The organism is Streptomyces sp. NPDC048291 (assembly GCF_043201715.1).
GTDB lineage: Bacteria > Actinomycetota > Actinomycetes > Streptomycetales > Streptomycetaceae > Streptomyces.
The window spans coordinates 139,486-155,362 of the sequence record NZ_JBICZC010000002.1; the positions used below are offsets into that span (position 1 = coordinate 139,486).

13 protein-coding genes and 2 tRNA genes are annotated in these 15,877 nt (G+C 71.1%); 4 read left to right on the forward strand and 11 right to left on the reverse strand.

What is annotated here, in order from left to right:
- Positions 1–143 precede the first annotated feature (143 nt).
- The 3 genes from ACGF5O_RS04950 to leuS form a co-directional block, all read right to left on the reverse strand.
- Positions 144–989, reverse strand: coding sequence for a DegV family protein (locus tag ACGF5O_RS04950; RefSeq protein WP_393808521.1), 846 nt, complete (start codon positions 987–989; stop codon positions 144–146).
- A 72-nt stretch (positions 990–1,061) separates the two neighbouring features.
- Positions 1,062–1,790: a hypothetical protein gene (locus tag ACGF5O_RS04955; protein ID WP_393808522.1), complete on the reverse strand. Its 729-nt coding sequence runs from the start codon at positions 1,788–1,790 to the stop codon at positions 1,062–1,064.
- A gap of 152 nt (positions 1,791–1,942) precedes the next feature.
- The gene (leuS, locus tag ACGF5O_RS04960) at positions 1,943–4,822 is read right to left on the reverse strand and encodes a leucine--tRNA ligase (protein WP_393808523.1); all 2,880 of its coding nucleotides are present in this window, start codon (positions 4,820–4,822) and stop codon (positions 1,943–1,945) included.
- A 427-nt stretch (positions 4,823–5,249) separates the two neighbouring features.
- On the opposite strand from leuS, the gene ACGF5O_RS04965 reads away from it, so the two are divergent.
- Both ACGF5O_RS04965 and ACGF5O_RS04970 read left to right on the forward strand, forming a co-directional pair.
- Positions 5,250–6,542, forward strand: a complete 1,293-nt coding sequence (locus ACGF5O_RS04965) for a cytochrome b/b6 domain-containing protein (protein ID WP_393808524.1) — start codon at positions 5,250–5,252, stop codon at positions 6,540–6,542.
- A complete protein-coding gene (locus ACGF5O_RS04970; RefSeq protein ID WP_362582215.1) occupies positions 6,539–8,152 on the forward strand; it encodes an NADH-ubiquinone oxidoreductase-F iron-sulfur binding region domain-containing protein in 1,614 nt (537 codons plus the stop codon). The genes ACGF5O_RS04965 and ACGF5O_RS04970 overlap by 4 nt, the downstream gene beginning before the upstream one ends.
- A 183-nt stretch (positions 8,153–8,335) precedes the next feature.
- On the opposite strand, the gene ACGF5O_RS04975 is transcribed toward ACGF5O_RS04970, so the two are convergent.
- A tRNA-Ala gene (locus ACGF5O_RS04975) sits at positions 8,336–8,408 on the reverse strand.
- Between the two features lie 113 nt (positions 8,409–8,521).
- Here ACGF5O_RS04975 and ACGF5O_RS04980 point away from each other — a divergent pair.
- The gene (locus tag ACGF5O_RS04980; RefSeq protein ID WP_393808525.1) at positions 8,522–9,733 is read left to right on the forward strand and encodes a glycosyltransferase 87 family protein; all 1,212 of its coding nucleotides are present in this window, start codon (positions 8,522–8,524) and stop codon (positions 9,731–9,733) included.
- Here the strand turns inward: ACGF5O_RS04980 and ACGF5O_RS04985 are convergent.
- From ACGF5O_RS04985 to ACGF5O_RS04995, 3 genes are all read right to left on the reverse strand, one after another.
- Positions 9,712–9,945 carry a hypothetical protein gene (locus tag ACGF5O_RS04985; protein ID WP_006136074.1) on the reverse strand — a complete coding sequence of 78 codons (234 nt, stop codon included), beginning with the start codon at positions 9,943–9,945 and terminating at the stop codon, positions 9,712–9,714. The two genes, ACGF5O_RS04980 and ACGF5O_RS04985, sit on opposite strands and share 22 nt — an antisense overlap.
- 3 nt (positions 9,946–9,948) lie before the next feature.
- Complete coding sequence (locus tag ACGF5O_RS04990; RefSeq protein ID WP_365288851.1) at positions 9,949–10,122, reverse strand: hypothetical protein; 174 nt, start codon at positions 10,120–10,122, stop codon at positions 9,949–9,951.
- Positions 10,123–10,190: 68 nt separating this feature from the next.
- Positions 10,191–11,660, reverse strand: a complete 1,470-nt coding sequence (locus ACGF5O_RS04995; RefSeq protein WP_393808526.1) for an MFS transporter — start codon at positions 11,658–11,660, stop codon at positions 10,191–10,193.
- A gap of 94 nt (positions 11,661–11,754) precedes the next feature.
- Between ACGF5O_RS04995 and ACGF5O_RS05000 the strand changes: the two genes are divergently transcribed.
- Positions 11,755–12,696 (forward strand): helix-turn-helix transcriptional regulator, encoded by a 942-nt coding sequence (locus ACGF5O_RS05000; protein ID WP_393808527.1) that lies wholly within the window; start codon positions 11,755–11,757, stop codon positions 12,694–12,696.
- A 61-nt stretch (positions 12,697–12,757) separates the two neighbouring features.
- On the opposite strand, the gene ACGF5O_RS05005 is transcribed toward ACGF5O_RS05000, so the two are convergent.
- The 4 genes from ACGF5O_RS05005 to ACGF5O_RS05020 form a co-directional block, all read right to left on the reverse strand.
- Positions 12,758–12,830: transfer RNA gene (locus tag ACGF5O_RS05005), tRNA-Ala, on the reverse strand.
- Positions 12,831–12,941: 111 nt separating this feature from the next.
- Positions 12,942–13,610, reverse strand: a complete 669-nt coding sequence (locus tag ACGF5O_RS05010; RefSeq protein WP_393808528.1) for a histidine phosphatase family protein — start codon at positions 13,608–13,610, stop codon at positions 12,942–12,944.
- Positions 13,610–14,053 carry a ribosome silencing factor gene (gene rsfS / locus ACGF5O_RS05015; protein WP_393808529.1) on the reverse strand — a complete coding sequence of 148 codons (444 nt, stop codon included), beginning with the start codon at positions 14,051–14,053 and terminating at the stop codon, positions 13,610–13,612. Before rsfS ends, ACGF5O_RS05010 begins: the two co-directional genes overlap by 1 nt.
- Positions 14,054–14,154: 101 nt before the next feature.
- Positions 14,155–15,873, reverse strand: a complete 1,719-nt coding sequence (locus ACGF5O_RS05020; protein WP_393808530.1) for an LCP family protein — start codon at positions 15,871–15,873, stop codon at positions 14,155–14,157.
- Between the last annotated feature and the right edge of the window lie 4 nt (positions 15,874–15,877).

Genomic DNA, 15,877 nt, shown 5'->3' on the forward strand with positions numbered 1-15,877 from the left:
ATCGGGCTTCCCGCCGATCCGCGATGATCTTGCTCAGTTTCCGTGGACGGCGGCCTGGTTGTGGAAAACTCCGCCACCCGTACGAGTGAGTGTGCCGAGGCTCGCGCCCTCGGATCCACAGGTCACCGCGGTGCACCCCCGGGTCACCGCAGTGAGACGACCGCCCCGAGCAGCCCGGGGCCGGTGTGCGCGCCGATGACCGCGCCGACCTCGCTGACATGCAGCTCGGCCAGCCCGGGCACCCGCGCCCGCAGCCGGTCGGCGAGAGCCGAGGCCCGGTCGGGGGCGGCGAGATGGTGGACGGCGATGTCCACCTCGGCGCCGCCCGCCCGCTCGGCGGTGAGCTCCTCGAGGCGGGCGATGGCCCGGGACGCCGTCCGTACCTTCTCCAGGAGCTCGATCCGGCCGCCGTCCAGCTGGAGCAGGGGCTTCACGGCGAGCGCGGAGCCGAGCAGGGCCTGTGCGGTGCCGATGCGGCCGCCGCGGCGCAGATAGTCGAGGGTGTCGACGTAGAAGTACGCGGAGGTGCCGGCGGCCCGCTTCTCCCCCGCCGTGACGGCCTCGTCGACGGTGCCGCCCGCCTCGGCCGCCTCGGCCGCCGCGAGCGCGCAGAAACCGAGGGCCATCGCGACCATCCCGGTGTCCACCACCCGCACCGGGACGGGTGCCTCCCGGGCGGCGACGACGGCCGCGTCGTAGGTGCCCGACAGTTCGGCGGAGAGGTGGAGCGAGACGATTCCGGTGGCTCCCGACGCGGCTACCCTGCGGTAGGTTCCGGCGAACACCTCCGGGCCGGGCCGGGACGTGGTGACGGGCCGCCGCTTCTGCAAAGCCTGGGCCAGCGAACGGGTCGAGATCTCGGTGCCCTCTTCGAGCGCCCGGTCGCCGAGGACCACGGTCAGGGGCACCGCGGTGATGCCGTGGCGCTCCACCGTCCGCGGCGGCAGGTAGGCCGTTGAATCGGTGACGATCGCGACATGGCGGGACATGAGCTGGAGGTTACCTGGCGTAGCCCGGGCGCGGCAGCCCGCCCCCGGCCGCCCGGACCGGGACCCGCGGGATCAAGTGGTGCTCTCCGGCCGGGGCTTCTTCTGCCAGGGGTACGCCCGGGGCCGGCCGGGCGGGGTGATCGCGGGCCGCACCGGGTCCTCGGCCGCGGCCGACCGGGGTTGCTCGGGCCAGGTCTGGCGGTCGCCGGGGCCGTCGGCGGCCTCGGGCCACGGCGGGGTCTGTGCGGCCGGGTCCGGCCGGGTCCAGTGCCGCAGGGCGTCCGCCTCGACGCCGATCTGGGTGCTCAGGGTGTCCAGGTCGTCGTCGGCGAAGCGGCGGGCCCGGTCGCGGGCCGCCCAGCGCAGCGCGTCCGCGGACTCGGTGATGCGCTCGGTGCGGCGGCGCAGGTCGGGCAGGCGGGTGGCGAGCGTGGCCCGGTCCGGTTCGGCCTCCAGGCGCCTGAGCTCGCCGTCCAGTTCGTACCCGTGGGCGCTGAGACGCTGGAAGAGACCGAGGGACTCCTTCAGCGACTCGTCCTCGGCGACGCCCGCGTGCAACGCGTCCTGGGTGGCCCGCATCGAGGTGCGCAGGGCGAGCCGGAGCTGGGCGATCTCGCCCGCCGGGCCGATCTGGACCATGGACTTGGCGCGCAGCGTGTGCTCCTCGACCGTGCGCCGGGCCTGGGTGATCGTGCGGTCCACGCCCCGCTTGGCGGCGCCGACCGCCTTGAACGTGACGTACGCCCCACCGGCGACGAAGAGCAGGAAGAGCACGGCGAACACGGCGATCACTGTTTCCACGGTGCCTCCTCCTTGCTGCCCGCCACCCCGGCCGCCTGCGGGCACGGCGTGGGTGGCCGTGCTCCTCAACGGTAAACGCAAAGGGCAGGCCCGGAGTTCCGGAAGAACCCCGAACCTGCCCGTAGGGGACCACCCGGAGATGGCCGCGGGTGTCACGCAGTGACGATGTTCACCAGCTTCGGCGCGCGCACGATCACCTTGCGGATCCCGGCACCGCCCAGCGCCTTCACGACCAGCTCGTCGGCCAGCGCCGCCTTCTCCAGCTCCTCGTCCGAGATGTCGGGCGACACCTCCAGGCGGGACCTGACCTTGCCCTTGATCTGCACGACGCAGGTCACGGTCTCGTCGACGACGTACTCAGGGTCGGCGACCGGGAAGTCCCGGTGCACGACCGAGTCGGTGTGACCCAGCTTGCGCCACAGCTCCTCGGCGATGTGCGGGGCCAGCGGAGCGATCATCAGCACCAGCGGCTCGGCGACCGGACGCGGCACCGCGCCGCCCGCCTTCGTCAGGTGGTTGTTCAGCTCGGTGACCTTGGCGATGGCCGTGTTGAAGCGCAGCCCCTCCAGGTCCTGGCGGACGCCGTCGATCGCCTTGTGCAGGGCGCGCAGCGTCTCCTCGTCCGCCTCGGCGTCGGTCACGGTGACCGCGCCGGTGGCCTCGTCGACGATGTTGCGCCACAGCCGCTGCAGCAGCCGGAACTGGCCGACCACCGCGCGGGTGTCCCACGGCCGGGACACGTCCAGCGGGCCCATCGCCATCTCGTACAGGCGCAGGGTGTCGGCGCCGTACTCGGCGCAGATCTCGTCCGGAGTGACCGCGTTCTTCAGGGACTTGCCCATCTTGCCCAGCAGTCGGGAGACCTTCTCTCCCTGGTAGTAGTAGTCGCCGCCCAGTTCCTCGACCTCGGCGGCGGGCACCGGGAAGCCGCGGCCGTCGCGGTAGACGTAGGCCTGGATCATGCCCTGGTTGAACAGCTTGTGGAACGGCTCGGCGGACGAGACGTGCCCCAGGTCGTACAGGACCTTCGACCAGAAACGGGCGTACAGCAGGTGCAGCACGGCGTGCTCGGCACCGCCGACGTACAGGTCGACACCGCCGTGCGGCATGCCCTCGCGCGGGCCCATCCAGTACTGCTCGATCTGCGGGCCGACCAGCTGCTCGCTGTTGTGCGGGTCCAGGTAGCGCAGTTCGTACCAGCAGGAACCGGCCCAGTTGGGCATGGTGTTGGTCTCGCGGCGGTACTTCTTCGGTCCGTCGCCCAGGTCCAGGGTGACGTTGACCCAGTCCGCGTTGCGCGACAGCGGCGTCTCGGGCTGGGTGTCGGCGTCCTCGGGGTCGAAGGTGCGCGGCGAGTAGTCCTCGACCTCCGGCAGTTCCAGCGGCAGCATCGAGTCGGGCAGCGCGTGGGCTACGCCGTCCTCGTCGTAGACGATCGGGAAGGGCTCGCCCCAGTAGCGCTGGCGGCTGAACAGCCAGTCGCGCAGCCGGAAGTTGACGGTGCCCTCGCCGATGCCCTTGCGGGCCAGCCACTCGGTGATGCGGGCCTTGGCCTCGGCGACCGGCAGGCCGTCCAGCCTGATGTCGTCGTTGGAGGAGTTGATGATCTTCGCGTCGTACGAGGCGAAGGCGTCCTCCCACGTCGACGTGTCGGTGCCGCGGCCGTCGGTGGGCTCGACGATGCAGACGATCGGCAGCTCGAAGGCGCGCGCGAACTCGAAGTCGCGCTGGTCGCCGGCCGGGACGGCCATGATCGCGCCGGTGCCGTAGCCCATCAGCACGTAGTCGGCGATGAAAACCGGGACCTTGTCGCCGTTGACCGGGTTCGTCGCGTAGGCGCCCGTGAAGACGCCGGTCTTGTCCTTGGCCTCGGCCTGCCGTTCCACGTCGGACTTGGCGCCGGCCTGCGCGCGGTACGCGGCGACGGCGTCGGCGGGGGTGGCGTGGCCGCCGGTCCACACCTCGTGGGTGCCCTCGGGCCAGGCGTCCGGGACGAACCGGTCGACCAGCGGGTGCTCGGGTGCCAGCACCATGTACGTCGCGCCGAACAGGGTGTCCGGGCGCGTGGTGAAGACGGTGATCTTCTCGCCGTCGATCGGGAAGTCGACGCGGGCGCCCTCGCTGCGGCCGATCCAGTTGCGCTGCTGCAGCTTGATGGCCTCGGGCCAGTCCAGCTCGTTCAGGTCGTCCAGCAGCCGGTCGGCGTAGGCGGTGATGCGCATGTTCCACTGGCGCAGCTTGGCCTTGAAGACGGGGAAGTTGCCGCGCTCGGAACGGCCGTCGGCGGTGACCTCCTCGTTGGCCAGCACGGTTCCCAGGCCGGGACACCAGTTGACCGGCGCGTCGGAGGCGTAGGCCAGGCGGAACTCGCCCAGGACGTCGCCGCGCTCGGTCGCGGTCAGCTCGTTCCACGCGCGCGTGTGGCCCGGTACGGCACGTTCACCGGACTCGAACTGGGCGATCAGTTCGGAGATCGGGCGGGCCTTGTCCGCCTCGTCGTCGTACCAGGAGTTGAAGATCTGCAGGAAGATCCACTGGGTCCACTTGTAGTAGTCCGGGTCGATCGTGGCAAACGACCGGCGCTTGTCGTGGCCCAGGCCCAGCCGGCGCAGCTGGACCTTCATGTTCTCGATGTTGGCCTCGGTGGACACGCGCGGGTGCGTGCCGGTCTGCACGGCGTACTGCTCGGCGGGCAGGCCGAAGGCGTCGAAGCCCAGGGTGTGCAGGACGTTGTGGCCGTTCATCCGCTGGAAGCGGGCGAAGACGTCGGTGGCGATGTAGCCCAGGGGGTGGCCGACGTGCAGGCCCGCACCGGACGGGTACGGGAACATGTCCATGATGAACTTCTTGGGTCGGGCGACCACCTCGGGGTCGCCCGCCAGGTCGCCCGTGGGGTTCGGTGCCGCGTAGGTGCCGTCGGCGTCCCAGAAGTCCTGCCAGCGTGCCTCGATGTCGGCCGCCAGGGCGGCCGTGTAGCGGTGCGGCGCTGCCTCCGCCGACGTGGCGGCGGCAGCGGGGTTCGTCTCGCTCATGATCCTCAAAGCTCCATCGGTCGTCTCTGCCAGCGGCTGCGAACGTTCTAGAAACGAAAAATCCCCTCGCACAGGAGGGGACGCCGCGCCGATGCCGACCAGCCGTTTCGTCCGGCGGTCGGGACTGATCAGCGCGGCCCGCTAAGCAGAAGGCGTACGGCACGCATGGCGTCAGGGTACCGCAGCGCTTGAGCAAGCTGCGACGCGCTTACGTATCAATGGTTGACACGTGTGTCTGAGGCGACCATCGGGACGAGAGTTGAACCAGGTTCAAGAATTACTTCGCGTAACGTCCGCTAAGGGACACCGCAAGGGCTGCACGGCTCTTTGATAACAACGCAATAACTCAAACCTCGTACTGATCGGTATGGCGCCACTTAGGCTGCGGCACCGGGACCGCTTTCCCGAACTGCTCGGAGTTGCCCCCATGAACCCTCGTCGTAGTAACAGCTCGCTCCCCAAGCCAGGCCGTTCGGTCTGGGGGGTGGCGTCCGCTGTCGTCCTGTTGCTCATACCCGTGGTTGTGCTGACCGGAGGCAGCCAGTTCCAGTCGTTCCTGAACTTCGGCGCGGGCGTGCTCTCGCTCGTCTCGCTGAGCTGCTCGGTGATCTGGGGTCTGATCGCACAGGACCGCATCTTCCTCAACACCCGCCAGCGGATCGTCGGCCAGGCGGTACACCGGACGACCGCGGTCGCCTCGATCGCGTTCCTGCTGGTGCACATCGTCACGAAGATCGCGCTGGATCACACCGTGGTGATCGCCGCGATCATTCCGTTCTCTCTCGGCATCACCGGAAGCGCCGGCCTGATCGGACTCGGCTCGCTGGCCGGACTGCTGATGATCTTCGTAGGCGTCACCGGCGCCCTGCGCAGCAACTTCGCCGCCCCGGCCGTCGTCGCGGCCCGCTGGCGGGCCATGCACATGCTGGCCTACCCGGCCTGGTGCGCCGCGCTGATCCACGGCCTGTACGCGGGCCGCGCGGCGAAGCCGTTCTTCATGATCTCGTACGACCTGTGCCTGATCGGCGTGATGGCGGCGCTGGCGCTGCGCGCCGCCCCGCGCCCGTTCAAGCGGAGGGTCGCCGACCGTCTCGTCTCCGTCCTAGGCAGTTCGGAACGGCCGGAGCTGGACGATCTGGACGCCAGTCGCGCCCGGGTGGGCGAGTCCGGGCTGCCGGGCTACGAGTCCATGCGTGAGCGCGAGCCGAGGCCGTCGCGCGCCGACACGGCCGCCCCGCAGCAGAACCCGCTGTTCCCGTCCGCGGCCCCCGGCCCCGATCCGGCGTCCGGCTTCGCCGCCGCCTACCGGGCGACGGCCGCGCCCGGCCAGCCCCAGTCACCGTTCGCGGCCGGCCAGACCGCGCGCATGGAACGCCTGGACATGCAGGCCACCCAGGCCAACCCGCGCATGGACGGCCCGTCCAGCACCTCGGGCAGCTGGCCGATCCCGTCGCCGCCGCCGGTCGGCGAGGCGCCCCGGTCGACGTACGACCCGATGCAGGACACCGGATACAACATCCCGGCCTATGGCAATCCGGGCGCCGGCGGTGCGGGTGGACGTGATGTGTACGACACGGGTGAGACGAATGCCCGGTACGGGACGTACAACTCGAATGACACGTACAACAGCGGTCCCGCCAACGAACCACCGCCCGGTGCGTCCTTCGACGCCCCGGGTTCGGGCGAACCTTGGAACACGCCTTCCGGAGGCTATAGGTGAACGAGGCCCTGCCCGACGTCCCAGAAGTCCGCGTGGTCGGCCTTCCGCAACTCACGTCGGGCTTCGACCTTGTCGAAAGACTCGATCTGCCCATGCACCTCAAGGTGCACGGGCCGCTCGAACCCCTGGGCGGGGAGCAGCTCGCGCAGCTCTCCGAACGCATCAACCTGAAGGGCCGCGGCGGCGCGGGCTTCCCCTTCCACAAGAAGCTGCGCTCGGTCGCCGAAGCGGCGATCAAGCGCGGCGTGCGGCCGGTCGTCGTCGTCAACGGCAGTGAGGACGAGCCTGCCTGCCGCAAGGACACGGTGCTGATCAACCGTGCCCCGCATCTGATCCTGGACGGCGCGCTGCTGTGCGCCGAGGCGCTGGGTGCCCGCACGCTCGTGGTGGGGGTCACCCGGGAGTCCACGCAGCGCTCCATGGAGCAGGCGCTCGCCGAGCGCGGTCTGAGCAACGGCCGGCGTTCGGCGTTGAAGGCGTTCGTGCAGCGCAACCCGGTCCGCATGGTCACCGGCGCCGCCGCGTCGCTGATCCGCTCGATCGACGGCGGCCCGGCGATCCCGCCCGGCCGCAAGACCAGTGCCTCGCAGAACGGTGTCGGCGGCGCGCCCACGCTGCTGTCGAACGCGGAGACGTTCGCACAGCTGGCGATCGCCGCCCGCATCGGCCCGGAGCGCTACGGCAACACCGGCCTGTACGACGAGCCGGGCACCGTCATGCTGACGGTCTCCGGCGCGGTCGCCCGCCCCATGGTGATCGAGGTCCCCACGGGTGTGCCGCTGCGTTACGTCCTGCAGCTGGCCGGCGCTCCGCCGGTGCCGCAGGGTGTGCTGACCGGCGGTTACCACGGCAGGTGGATCGACGCGGCGACGGTCAACGAGGCGATCGTCTCCCGCAACTCGCTCGACGCGGTGGGCGGTGCGCTGGGTGCCGGTGCGATCCTGCCGATCACGCAGGAGACCTGTCCGCTGGGCGAGTCGCTGCGGGTCGCCCAGTGGCTGGCGGAGGAGAGCGCGGGACAGTGCGGTCCCTGCTACCTGGGTCTGCCGGCGGCCGCGCGTGGCATGGAGGACATCCTCAACGGCGGCGGACCGGCCGCCCTGGAGGCGCTGAAGCAGGTCGCGAAGAACGTGAAGCGGCGCGGGGCGTGCTCGCACCCGGACGGCTCCGCGATGTTCCTCGAGTCGACGATCAAGGCGTTCACCGACGACCTCGCCGCGCACGTTCTCGGAAACGGCTGCGGACGGCCCGTGGAGGGCGTTCTGCCGCTCTTCGAGGACGGCAAGATGCCTTCGGGCATCCCCGGCGGCGGAGAGCCCGAGGACAACGGCGGCGGCAGCCGTCAGAAGATCTACGTCGACTGGACGCTGTGCCGGGGCCACGGTCTGTGCGCGGACATCCTCCCGGAGGTCTTCGAGCTGGGCGCGGACGGGTTCCCGACGGTCGCGCAGGCGAAGGTGCCCCGGTTCGCGGAGGCCAAGGCGCTGCGCGCGGTGCGCCGCTGCCCGGCGCTCGCCCTGCGTCTGGAGGAGGACACGCGCTCGCAGGCGCCGGCCAAGAACCTGCCGGTTCTCTCGCAGGGCCGCGGCCGCCGGGCGCTGGGCCGCTGATCGCACGTTCCCGCGCGCGTGGGGCGGGCCACCCGATCAGGGTGGCCCGCCCCACGCGTGCGGGAGGAGTCCGCCGCGGAGGGAAGTTCCGTGGACAGGGTTTGCGTGTGCTTTCGGGACAATGCCGACCGGGACAACGCCGAAGGCGGACCATCCGTTCGGATGATCCGCCTTCGACTTCTGTGGAGCTAAGGAGAATTGAACTCCTGACCTCCTGCATGCCATGCAGGCGCTCTACCAACTGAGCTATAGCCCCGTGTTTTGGTCCGCCCGGTTTCCCCGGCGGCGTCGCCAACATTACACGGTCGAAGGGGTGCACCACCAAATCGTTTCCGTTCTGTACGGATACGGAGGCTAGTGTCGGACTTCGTGACCGTGATCGCGTTCTCCGAGACCCGGCGCCGGGTGCCGGTGGCCCTGGGGGCGTGTCTCCTGTCGTTCGCCGCGTTCTGGGTGGCCCAGCGGGCCGCGCAGGTGTCGATGATCGACCTGATGGTCTACCGGGCGGAGGGGGCGACCGTCCGTGCGGGCGGCGACCTCTACGCGCTGCGTACGACGGCGGCTCATCTGCCGTCCACCTACCCTCCGTTCGCGGCGCTGCTGTTCGTCCCGCTGACGCTGCTGGACGTCACGGGCATGCGCACGCTGGCGACGGCCGGGAACCTGGCCCTGCTGCTGGTGTTCGTCGGGCTGTCGATGCGGCTCGTCGGGCACGCGCGCGTGGAGCGCGTCCTGTGGGTCGCGGCGGCGGCGGTGTGGTGCGAGCCGGTATGGACGACCGTGCGCTACGGGCAGGTCAATCTGCTGCTGGCCGTACTGGTGCTGTGGGATCTGTCACGTCGTCCCGCCGAACGCCCGGACCGCTGGGCGGGGGTGGGCGTCGGGCTCGCGGCGGCGGTCAAGCTGACCCCCGCCCTGTTCGCGGTGTTCCTGCTCGCCAGCGGCCTGGCCGCGCGCCTCGCCGGACGGGACGGCGGCCCGTGGCTGCGGCACGCGCGCGGGGCGGCGGCCGTCTTCGCGGGGGCGACGCTGCTGGCGGCGGCCGTCCTGCCGTACGACTCGTGGCGGTTCTGGACCGGGATGGTGTTCCGGACGGGACGGGTGGGGCGGGCCGAGGAGACCGCGAATCAGGCCCTGCGCGGCGTTCTGGCGCGTCTGCTGCACACTCCCGACCCGGGAGCCCTGTGGGCCGCCGCGGCGGCCCTGACGGCCGTTCTGGGGCTCGCGGTGGCGGTGACGGCGGAGTTGCGCGGCCGGCGGGCCTGGGCGGTGGCCGCCTGCGCGGTGACCGCGCTCCTGATCAGCCCGGTGTCCTGGTCGCACCACTGGGTGTGGTGCGTGCCCGTCGTGCTGCTGCTGTGGACCCGCGGGTACCGGACGGTGGCCGCGGGCACGCTGCTGGTGTTCTGCTCGTACGCACTGTGGTGGGTGCCACACGGGAACGGGCGGCCCGAACTGCACCAGGACGCCGTCGCCTTGACGTTGTCCGCGCTGTACACGGCCACCGGGGTGCTGTTCCTCGTGCTCGCCCGGACCTCGTTGCCGAGGCCGGGCCCCGGTCAGGCCGTGACGAACGAATAGAACCGTTTGAGCGTGCAGTGCTCTTCGAGGAGCCGACCGTAGATCGGCTCGCCCTCCAGCTCACGGTAGGTCTCGATCGGGTCGCCTTTTATGATCAGCGCCCGCGCGCATTCCTCGCACCAGTACTGGTAGTCGGGATTGATCGGCTCCATGTCGCGGACGATGGGGGTGCCGCTCCCGCACCAGTCGCACTTCCGCCTGTGTGCACCCATCGATCAGCTCCAGCTGTGGCCGCAGGCCGTGCACACGTAGGAGATCCCGCCGTTGTCGCCGAGTACTTGGGCGACATCCACGGAACCACAGGAAGGGCAGAGCAGCCGGGTGATCGTGTCCCGTATCAACGCCGCACCGAGGAGGTGGCCGCCCTCCTCAAGGATGCTCGCAGGCATCGCTACTCCTCCCGTCGGGCCGCGCCCCCTTCCGGCCGTTTGATTCTGCCACGGCCGGACCAATACGGTCAGCGACGCCTCAGTACCAGTCCGGACACGGCACCCGCGGCCGCCGTCGCGGCGAGCGCCCATGCGCAGGCTGACAGCGCCTCCGCAGAGGTATACGCCCGCGGGCCCCCAACTGACTCAAGCCGGTTCAAGAACAGTGTGCCGAACGCCGCGACCCCGATGAGCTGGCCGAGCTGGGTGACGGTCGCGAGGAGTCCGCTGGCGTCCGCCGCGTCCTCGGGGCGCACGGTTGCAAGCGCGCCGGTGAGCGTGGGACTGAACGCGAGCGCGAGCCCCGCGCCCACACCGGCGTACGCCACATAGAGCTGCGCGCCCCCGTCGCCGCCCCCGTGGAAGGCCAGCCCGACCCCGGCCACGCCCAGCGCGGTGAGCGCGAACCCGGCCGGGGTCAGCGCCCGCTGCCAGGCGGCCGGCCACCTGCGCCAGGTGAGGGCGACCGCACCGAAGACGACGGCGGTCGGCGCGAAGGTGAGACCGGCGCGCAGCGCGCTGTAGCCGAGGCCGCTCTGGACGTGCAGGGTGAGCGTGAAGAGGAATCCGGCGTTGACGGCCATGACGGCGAGGATCCGCAGGACGGCCAGGCCCATGCCGGGGTGGCGCAGCACCCGGGGTGCGACGATCGGGGCGCCGCCGCGCCGGGCCAGCCTCGCCTCGTACCCGCAGAACAGCGCGAACAGGAGCACGGCGGCGGTCAGGGACAGCCAGGACCACAGCGGCCAGTCCTCCTCCTGGCCGAGCACCAGCGGAACCGTCAGCAGCGACACGGCGGCCCCCAGCAGGACCAGGCCGGGCAGGTCCAGGCCGCGGGCCCGTTCGGGACCGGATCCGGCGCCGGGCGGCAGGACGCGCCGGCCGAGGACGAGGAGTACGGCGCCGACGGGCACGTTGACGAGGAACACCGGCCGCCAGCCGGTGCCGAACAGGTCGGCGCTGACCAGGACGCCGCCGATGACCTGGCCGGCGGCGGCGCCGACCGCGAGGACCGCGGAGTAGGCGCCGAGCGCCCGTATACGGGCCTCGCCGGTGAAGGCGCGCTGGATGATGCTGAGGACCTGCGGGATCATCACCGCCGAGCCGGCGCCCTGCACGAGCCGGAACACGATCAGCTCGGTGGCCCCCTGGGCCAGGCCGCAGGCGAGCGACGCCGTGGTGAACAGGGCGAGGCCTGCGAGGTGGACCCGGCCGTGGCCGAGCCGGTCGCCGAGCCGGGCACCGGTGATCAGCAGCACCGAGTACGTGATGGCGTAGCCGGCCACGACCAGCTGCAAGTCGGCGCCCGAGGCGTGGAGTTCGGAACCCATGGTGGGGGCCGCGACGTTCACGATGAAGACGTCCAGCACGGCCATGAACAGGGCCGCGAGGACGATCGCGAGGAGCAGCCGGGGCCGGTTGTCAGTGCCGGGTGCTTCACTTTTCGCAGGGGTCGGAGCGGGTGCGGGACCTGGTCCCGTCCGGGATGTCGTCGTCATGCGACCGAGCGTGGCGGCGGTCCGGTACGGGTGCCGAGAGCCCGCCGATGCTGGTACTGGCAGCACCTGGCAGAGGACGGGGGCTGCACCGACGATGGATGACGTGACGACGGGGGACGTGACGATGGCGACGACAGCACACCGCCGCAGGCCGGAGCTGGCCGCGTTCCTGCGCGGCAGGCGGGCCCGGGTGCAGCCGGCGGACGTGGGGATGCCGCCGGGGCTCAGGCGGCGCACGCCCGGGCTGCGCCGGGAGGAGGTCGCCCAGCTGTCCGGGGTGGGGGTGACCTGGTACACGTGGCTGGAGCAGGGCCGGCCGATCAACGCGTCGGCGCAGGTCCTGGACGCGGTGGCGCGGACCCTGAAGCTGGACCCGCCCGAGCGGGAGCATCTGTACCGGCTGGCGGAGGTGCCGTTCGCCCCGGTTCCGGAGGGGCTGTCCCGGTCGGTCGGCGCGGAGGTGCAGGGCATCATCGACGCGCTCGACCCGCTGATGGCGGTGGTGTACACCTCGCGCTACGACGTGCTGGCCACCAATGCCGCCTACCGGGACCTGTTCCTGGTGCCGGAGACGGTGCGGATCGGCGTGCCGAACGTGCTGTGGACGCTGTTCACGGTCCCGGAGGAGACCAGCCCGGTGGTGCACGTGCAGCGTGAACTGCCGGTGATGGTGGCGACCCTGCGTTCCTCCTACGGCAGGCATGTCGGCGAGCCGGCCTGGGAGGACTTCATACGGGCGCTGTCCCAGGCGAGTCCGTACTTCGCCCGGTTGTGGGCGAGCGGGGCGGTGGCGCAGCCGGGGCCGCGGGTGAAGACGTTCCGTCACGGGGCGGTGGGCGAGTTGCGGATGACGTCGCAGTCGCTGTCGGTCGACGGGATGCCGGAGGCGCGGATCGTGGTCTACACGCCGGAGGACGAACGGACGCGGGAGCGGGTGGCGTTGCTGCGGGAGCGCAGGCAGCGGCTGTGGCCGGTGACGGAGGAGGAGGCCAACGAGATCCTCCGGGAGTGGAACACAAGAAAACCCGCCCTCTGAAGAGGACGGGTTTCCCATTACCGATCTTTGACAACTCGACAGTGTGTGGAGTGCCGATCTGTGGAGCTAAGGAGAATTGAACTCCTGACCTCCTGCATGCCATGCAGGCGCTCTACCAACTGAGCTATAGCCCCGTGCGTTCTTCCCGTCTTTCCGCTCGGCGGGGTGAACAAGAAGAACTTTAGCCTGCGACCTGCCGGAAAGTGAAATCCGGGCTCCGGGCGGGCCGGGTGGCCGCAGGTTCCTCAGTCGTCGTCGCCGAGCACGGGCTCCGGGAGGGTGCCGGCGTTGTGCTCGAGGAGCCGCCAGCCGCGGGCGCCTTCGCCGAGCACGGACCAGCAGCAGTTGGTGAGACCGCCGAGGCTCTCCCAGTGCCGGGACTCCAGGCCGAGGAGGCGGCCGATGGTGGTGCGGATGGTGCCGCCGTGGCTGACGACCACGAGGGTGCCGTCCTCGGGGAGCTTCTCGGCGTGCCGGAGCACGACGGGGGCGGCCCGGTCGGCGACCTCGGTCTCCAGTTCGCCGCCGCCGCGGCGGACCGGCTCGCCGCGCTTCCAGGCGGCGTACTCGTCGCCGTGGCGGGCGATGATCTCCTCGTGGGTGAGGCCCTGCCACACGCCCGCGTAGGTCTCCCGCAGTGCCTCGTCGTGGATCACGTCGAGGCCGGTGAGGGCGGCCAGCTGGGCGGCCGTGTCGGCGGCCCGCTTCAGGTCGGAGGAGACGATCGTGTCCGGGCCGAGGGAGGCGAGCAGGCGGGCCGCGCGGCGGGCCTGGCCGATGCCGGTCTCGGTGAGCTCGACGTCGGTGGAGCCCTGGAAGCGGCGCTCCACGTTCCAGGCGGTCTGGCCGTGCCGCCACAGGATGACGCGGCGACCGCGGCCTGCGCGGTCGGTCACCTCGCCCGTGGCGCTCATCACCAGTCCCCGCCCGGCTCGCCGGAGTCCTCGGCGGCCTGCAGCGCGGCGTGGGCCGCCGCCTTGCCGCGGGTGGCCTTGGCGTCGGCGGGCAGCTCGATCTCGGGGCAGTCCTTCCACAGCCGTTCCAGGGCGTAGAAGACGCGCTCCTCGCTGTGCTGGACGTGGACGACGATGTCCACGTAGTCGAGCAGGATCCAGCGGGACTCGCGGTCGCCCTCGCGGCGTACCGGCTTGACGCCGAGTTCTTTCTGGAGGCGTTCCTCGATCTCGTCGACGATCGACTTGACCTGCCGGTCGTTGGGCGCGGAGGCCAGCAGGAAGGCGTCCGTGATCGACAGGACGTCGCTGACGTCGTAGGCGATGACGTCGTGGGCGAGCTTGTCGGCGGCGGCCTGGGCGGCGGCGGTGATGAGCTCGATGGAACGGTCGGTTGCGGTCACTGCGTGGCTTTCCGTCGGCGGTCGTTTGACCTCAAGGGTCTCACGGACCGCCGGGCGCACCCCACGTGATTACCGGGTCACGTGGGGTGCGGCGGGCCGCCTCAGGAGGAGGACGGCTTGTAGTCCTGGCCGAGGACGACCGAGACGTCCGCGCCGGAGCCGACGGTGCCCTTGCGGACGGCACCGGTGCCGAGGCCGAGGGTCTTGGCGACCTCGGTGGCGTTCTCCTTGTCGGCGGCGTCGGAGTAGAGCACCTCGGAGGTGGCCCGGGTGCCGGAGGCCGTACCGCCCTCCAGGAAGGTGTAGCCGCCGTTGACGAGGACCACGCGGGCCTTCTCGGTGTCGTCCTTGACGCCGGTGGCGTTCTGGACGGAGACGCGCACCGCGGATCCCGCCGACGGGCTCTTGGCGGTGCCGCCGAGGATGTCCTTGACGACGCTGGAGCTGGTCTCGGCGCTCAGGGTGCCGTCGTTCTGGACCGGCAGCAGGGCGGTCTTGTAGTCGCCGTCCTTGGCGAGGTCGGCGAGCTTGGCGAGGAAGGTGCCGAGGTCCTTGTCGGTGAGGGACGGGTCGAGGATCTGCGCGAGGGTCTGCACCGTGGTCGTCGCGGTGGAGGCGTCGGAGGGCAGTTTGCGCAGGACGCCCTGCATGACCTGCCCGAACCGCTCCAGCTGGGCGTTCTGTGCCTCGCCGGAGGCGCGGTACGTGGCGTAGGCGACGGCGGCCTTGCCCCCGAGGGTCTGGTCCTTGCCCTTGTTGACGAGGGGCTCCGAGCCCTTCTTCTTGGCGTCCGGGTCGGGGACGTCGGCGTTGGTGTCGATGTCGATGTTGCCGACGAGGTCGACGAGATTCTGCAGGTAGGGGGTGTCCAGGCGCCAGGTGCCCTCGATGCTGGTGCCGAGGACGGTGTCGAGCTGGTCGCGGGTGCCGGAGGAGCCGTCGCCGTCGACGGACTTGGCGAGGGTCGTGGTGGTGCCGTCGTCGTCGGTGAGGGCGAGGGAGTTGGGCAGCAGGACGGTGCTGCCCTGTTTGGTGGTGGTGTTGTCGACGAGCAGCGCGGTCGAGGTCCCGCCGCCTCCGGTGTTGTGCAGGTGGACGACGACCACGTCGCGTTTCTGGGCGGCCGCCGGGGTCGTCGTGCCGGTCTTGGCGGCGGTGGAGGACAGGCCGGGGATCTTTCCGGCGTACCAGAGGTAGCCGACGCCGCCGACGGCGACCAGGGCGAGGACGACGACCAGGGCGATCATCCGGCTGCGGGCGCGGCGCTTGGCCTCCTCGCGGCGCTCGGTTCGGTTCTCGGTGAAGTTCAGCCAGTCGATGACGTCCTCGGAGTCGCCGTCGGGCTGTTCGACGAACGCGAACTGGCCGGTGTGGTAGTCACGTTCGCCGTCGTCCTGCCGGGGACCTGCGGCGTGGTCGGCCGGTCCGGCCTGCTGCGGGATGTGCGCGGTCTGCTCGGCGACCCGGGGCTGCCGGCCGCTCGTGGCCGCCTGCCCGTAGGGGTCGTAGGCGGCGTGGCCGCCGGTGCCGTACGGGTCGTACGCGGGCGTGGGCGGCTGCCGGCCGGTGTCGTGGACGGGGGCCTGCTGCCCGGTGTCGTACGACGGCGCGGCCTGCTGCCCGCCGCCGCCGGCGTACGGGTCGTAGCCGTAGCCCTGCCCCTGCCCCTGCCCCTGCCCCTGCCCCTGCCCCGCGTACGGGTCGTACGTCTGCTGCTGTTGTTGTGCGGGGATCTGGCGGTACACCGGCTGCCCGTACTCGTCGTAGCCGACGAGTTCGTACTGGTCGCTTCCGTATCCCGCGTCGTATCGGTCGTTCACCGGT

Coding starts and splice junctions, on each gene's coding strand:
- ACGF5O_RS04990 (WP_365288851.1), bottom strand. CDS start 10,122: ATGCCTGCGAGCATCCTTGAGGAGGGCGGCCACCTCCTCGGTGCGGCG.
- ACGF5O_RS04985 (WP_006136074.1), bottom strand. CDS start 9,945: ATGGGTGCACACAGGCGGAAGTGCGACTGGTGCGGGAGCGGCACCCCC.
- ACGF5O_RS05010 (WP_393808528.1), bottom strand. CDS start 13,610: ATGAGCGCCACGGGCGAGGTGACCGACCGCGCAGGCCGCGGTCGCCGC.
- ACGF5O_RS05000 (WP_393808527.1), top strand. CDS start 11,755: ATGGATGACGTGACGACGGGGGACGTGACGATGGCGACGACAGCACAC.
- ACGF5O_RS04995 (WP_393808526.1), bottom strand. CDS start 11,660: ATGACGACGACATCCCGGACGGGACCAGGTCCCGCACCCGCTCCGACC.
- leuS (WP_393808523.1), bottom strand. CDS start 4,822: ATGAGCGAGACGAACCCCGCTGCCGCCGCCACGTCGGCGGAGGCAGCG.
- ACGF5O_RS04965 (WP_393808524.1), top strand. CDS start 5,250: ATGAACCCTCGTCGTAGTAACAGCTCGCTCCCCAAGCCAGGCCGTTCG.
- ACGF5O_RS04950 (WP_393808521.1), bottom strand. CDS start 989: ATGTCCCGCCATGTCGCGATCGTCACCGATTCAACGGCCTACCTGCCG.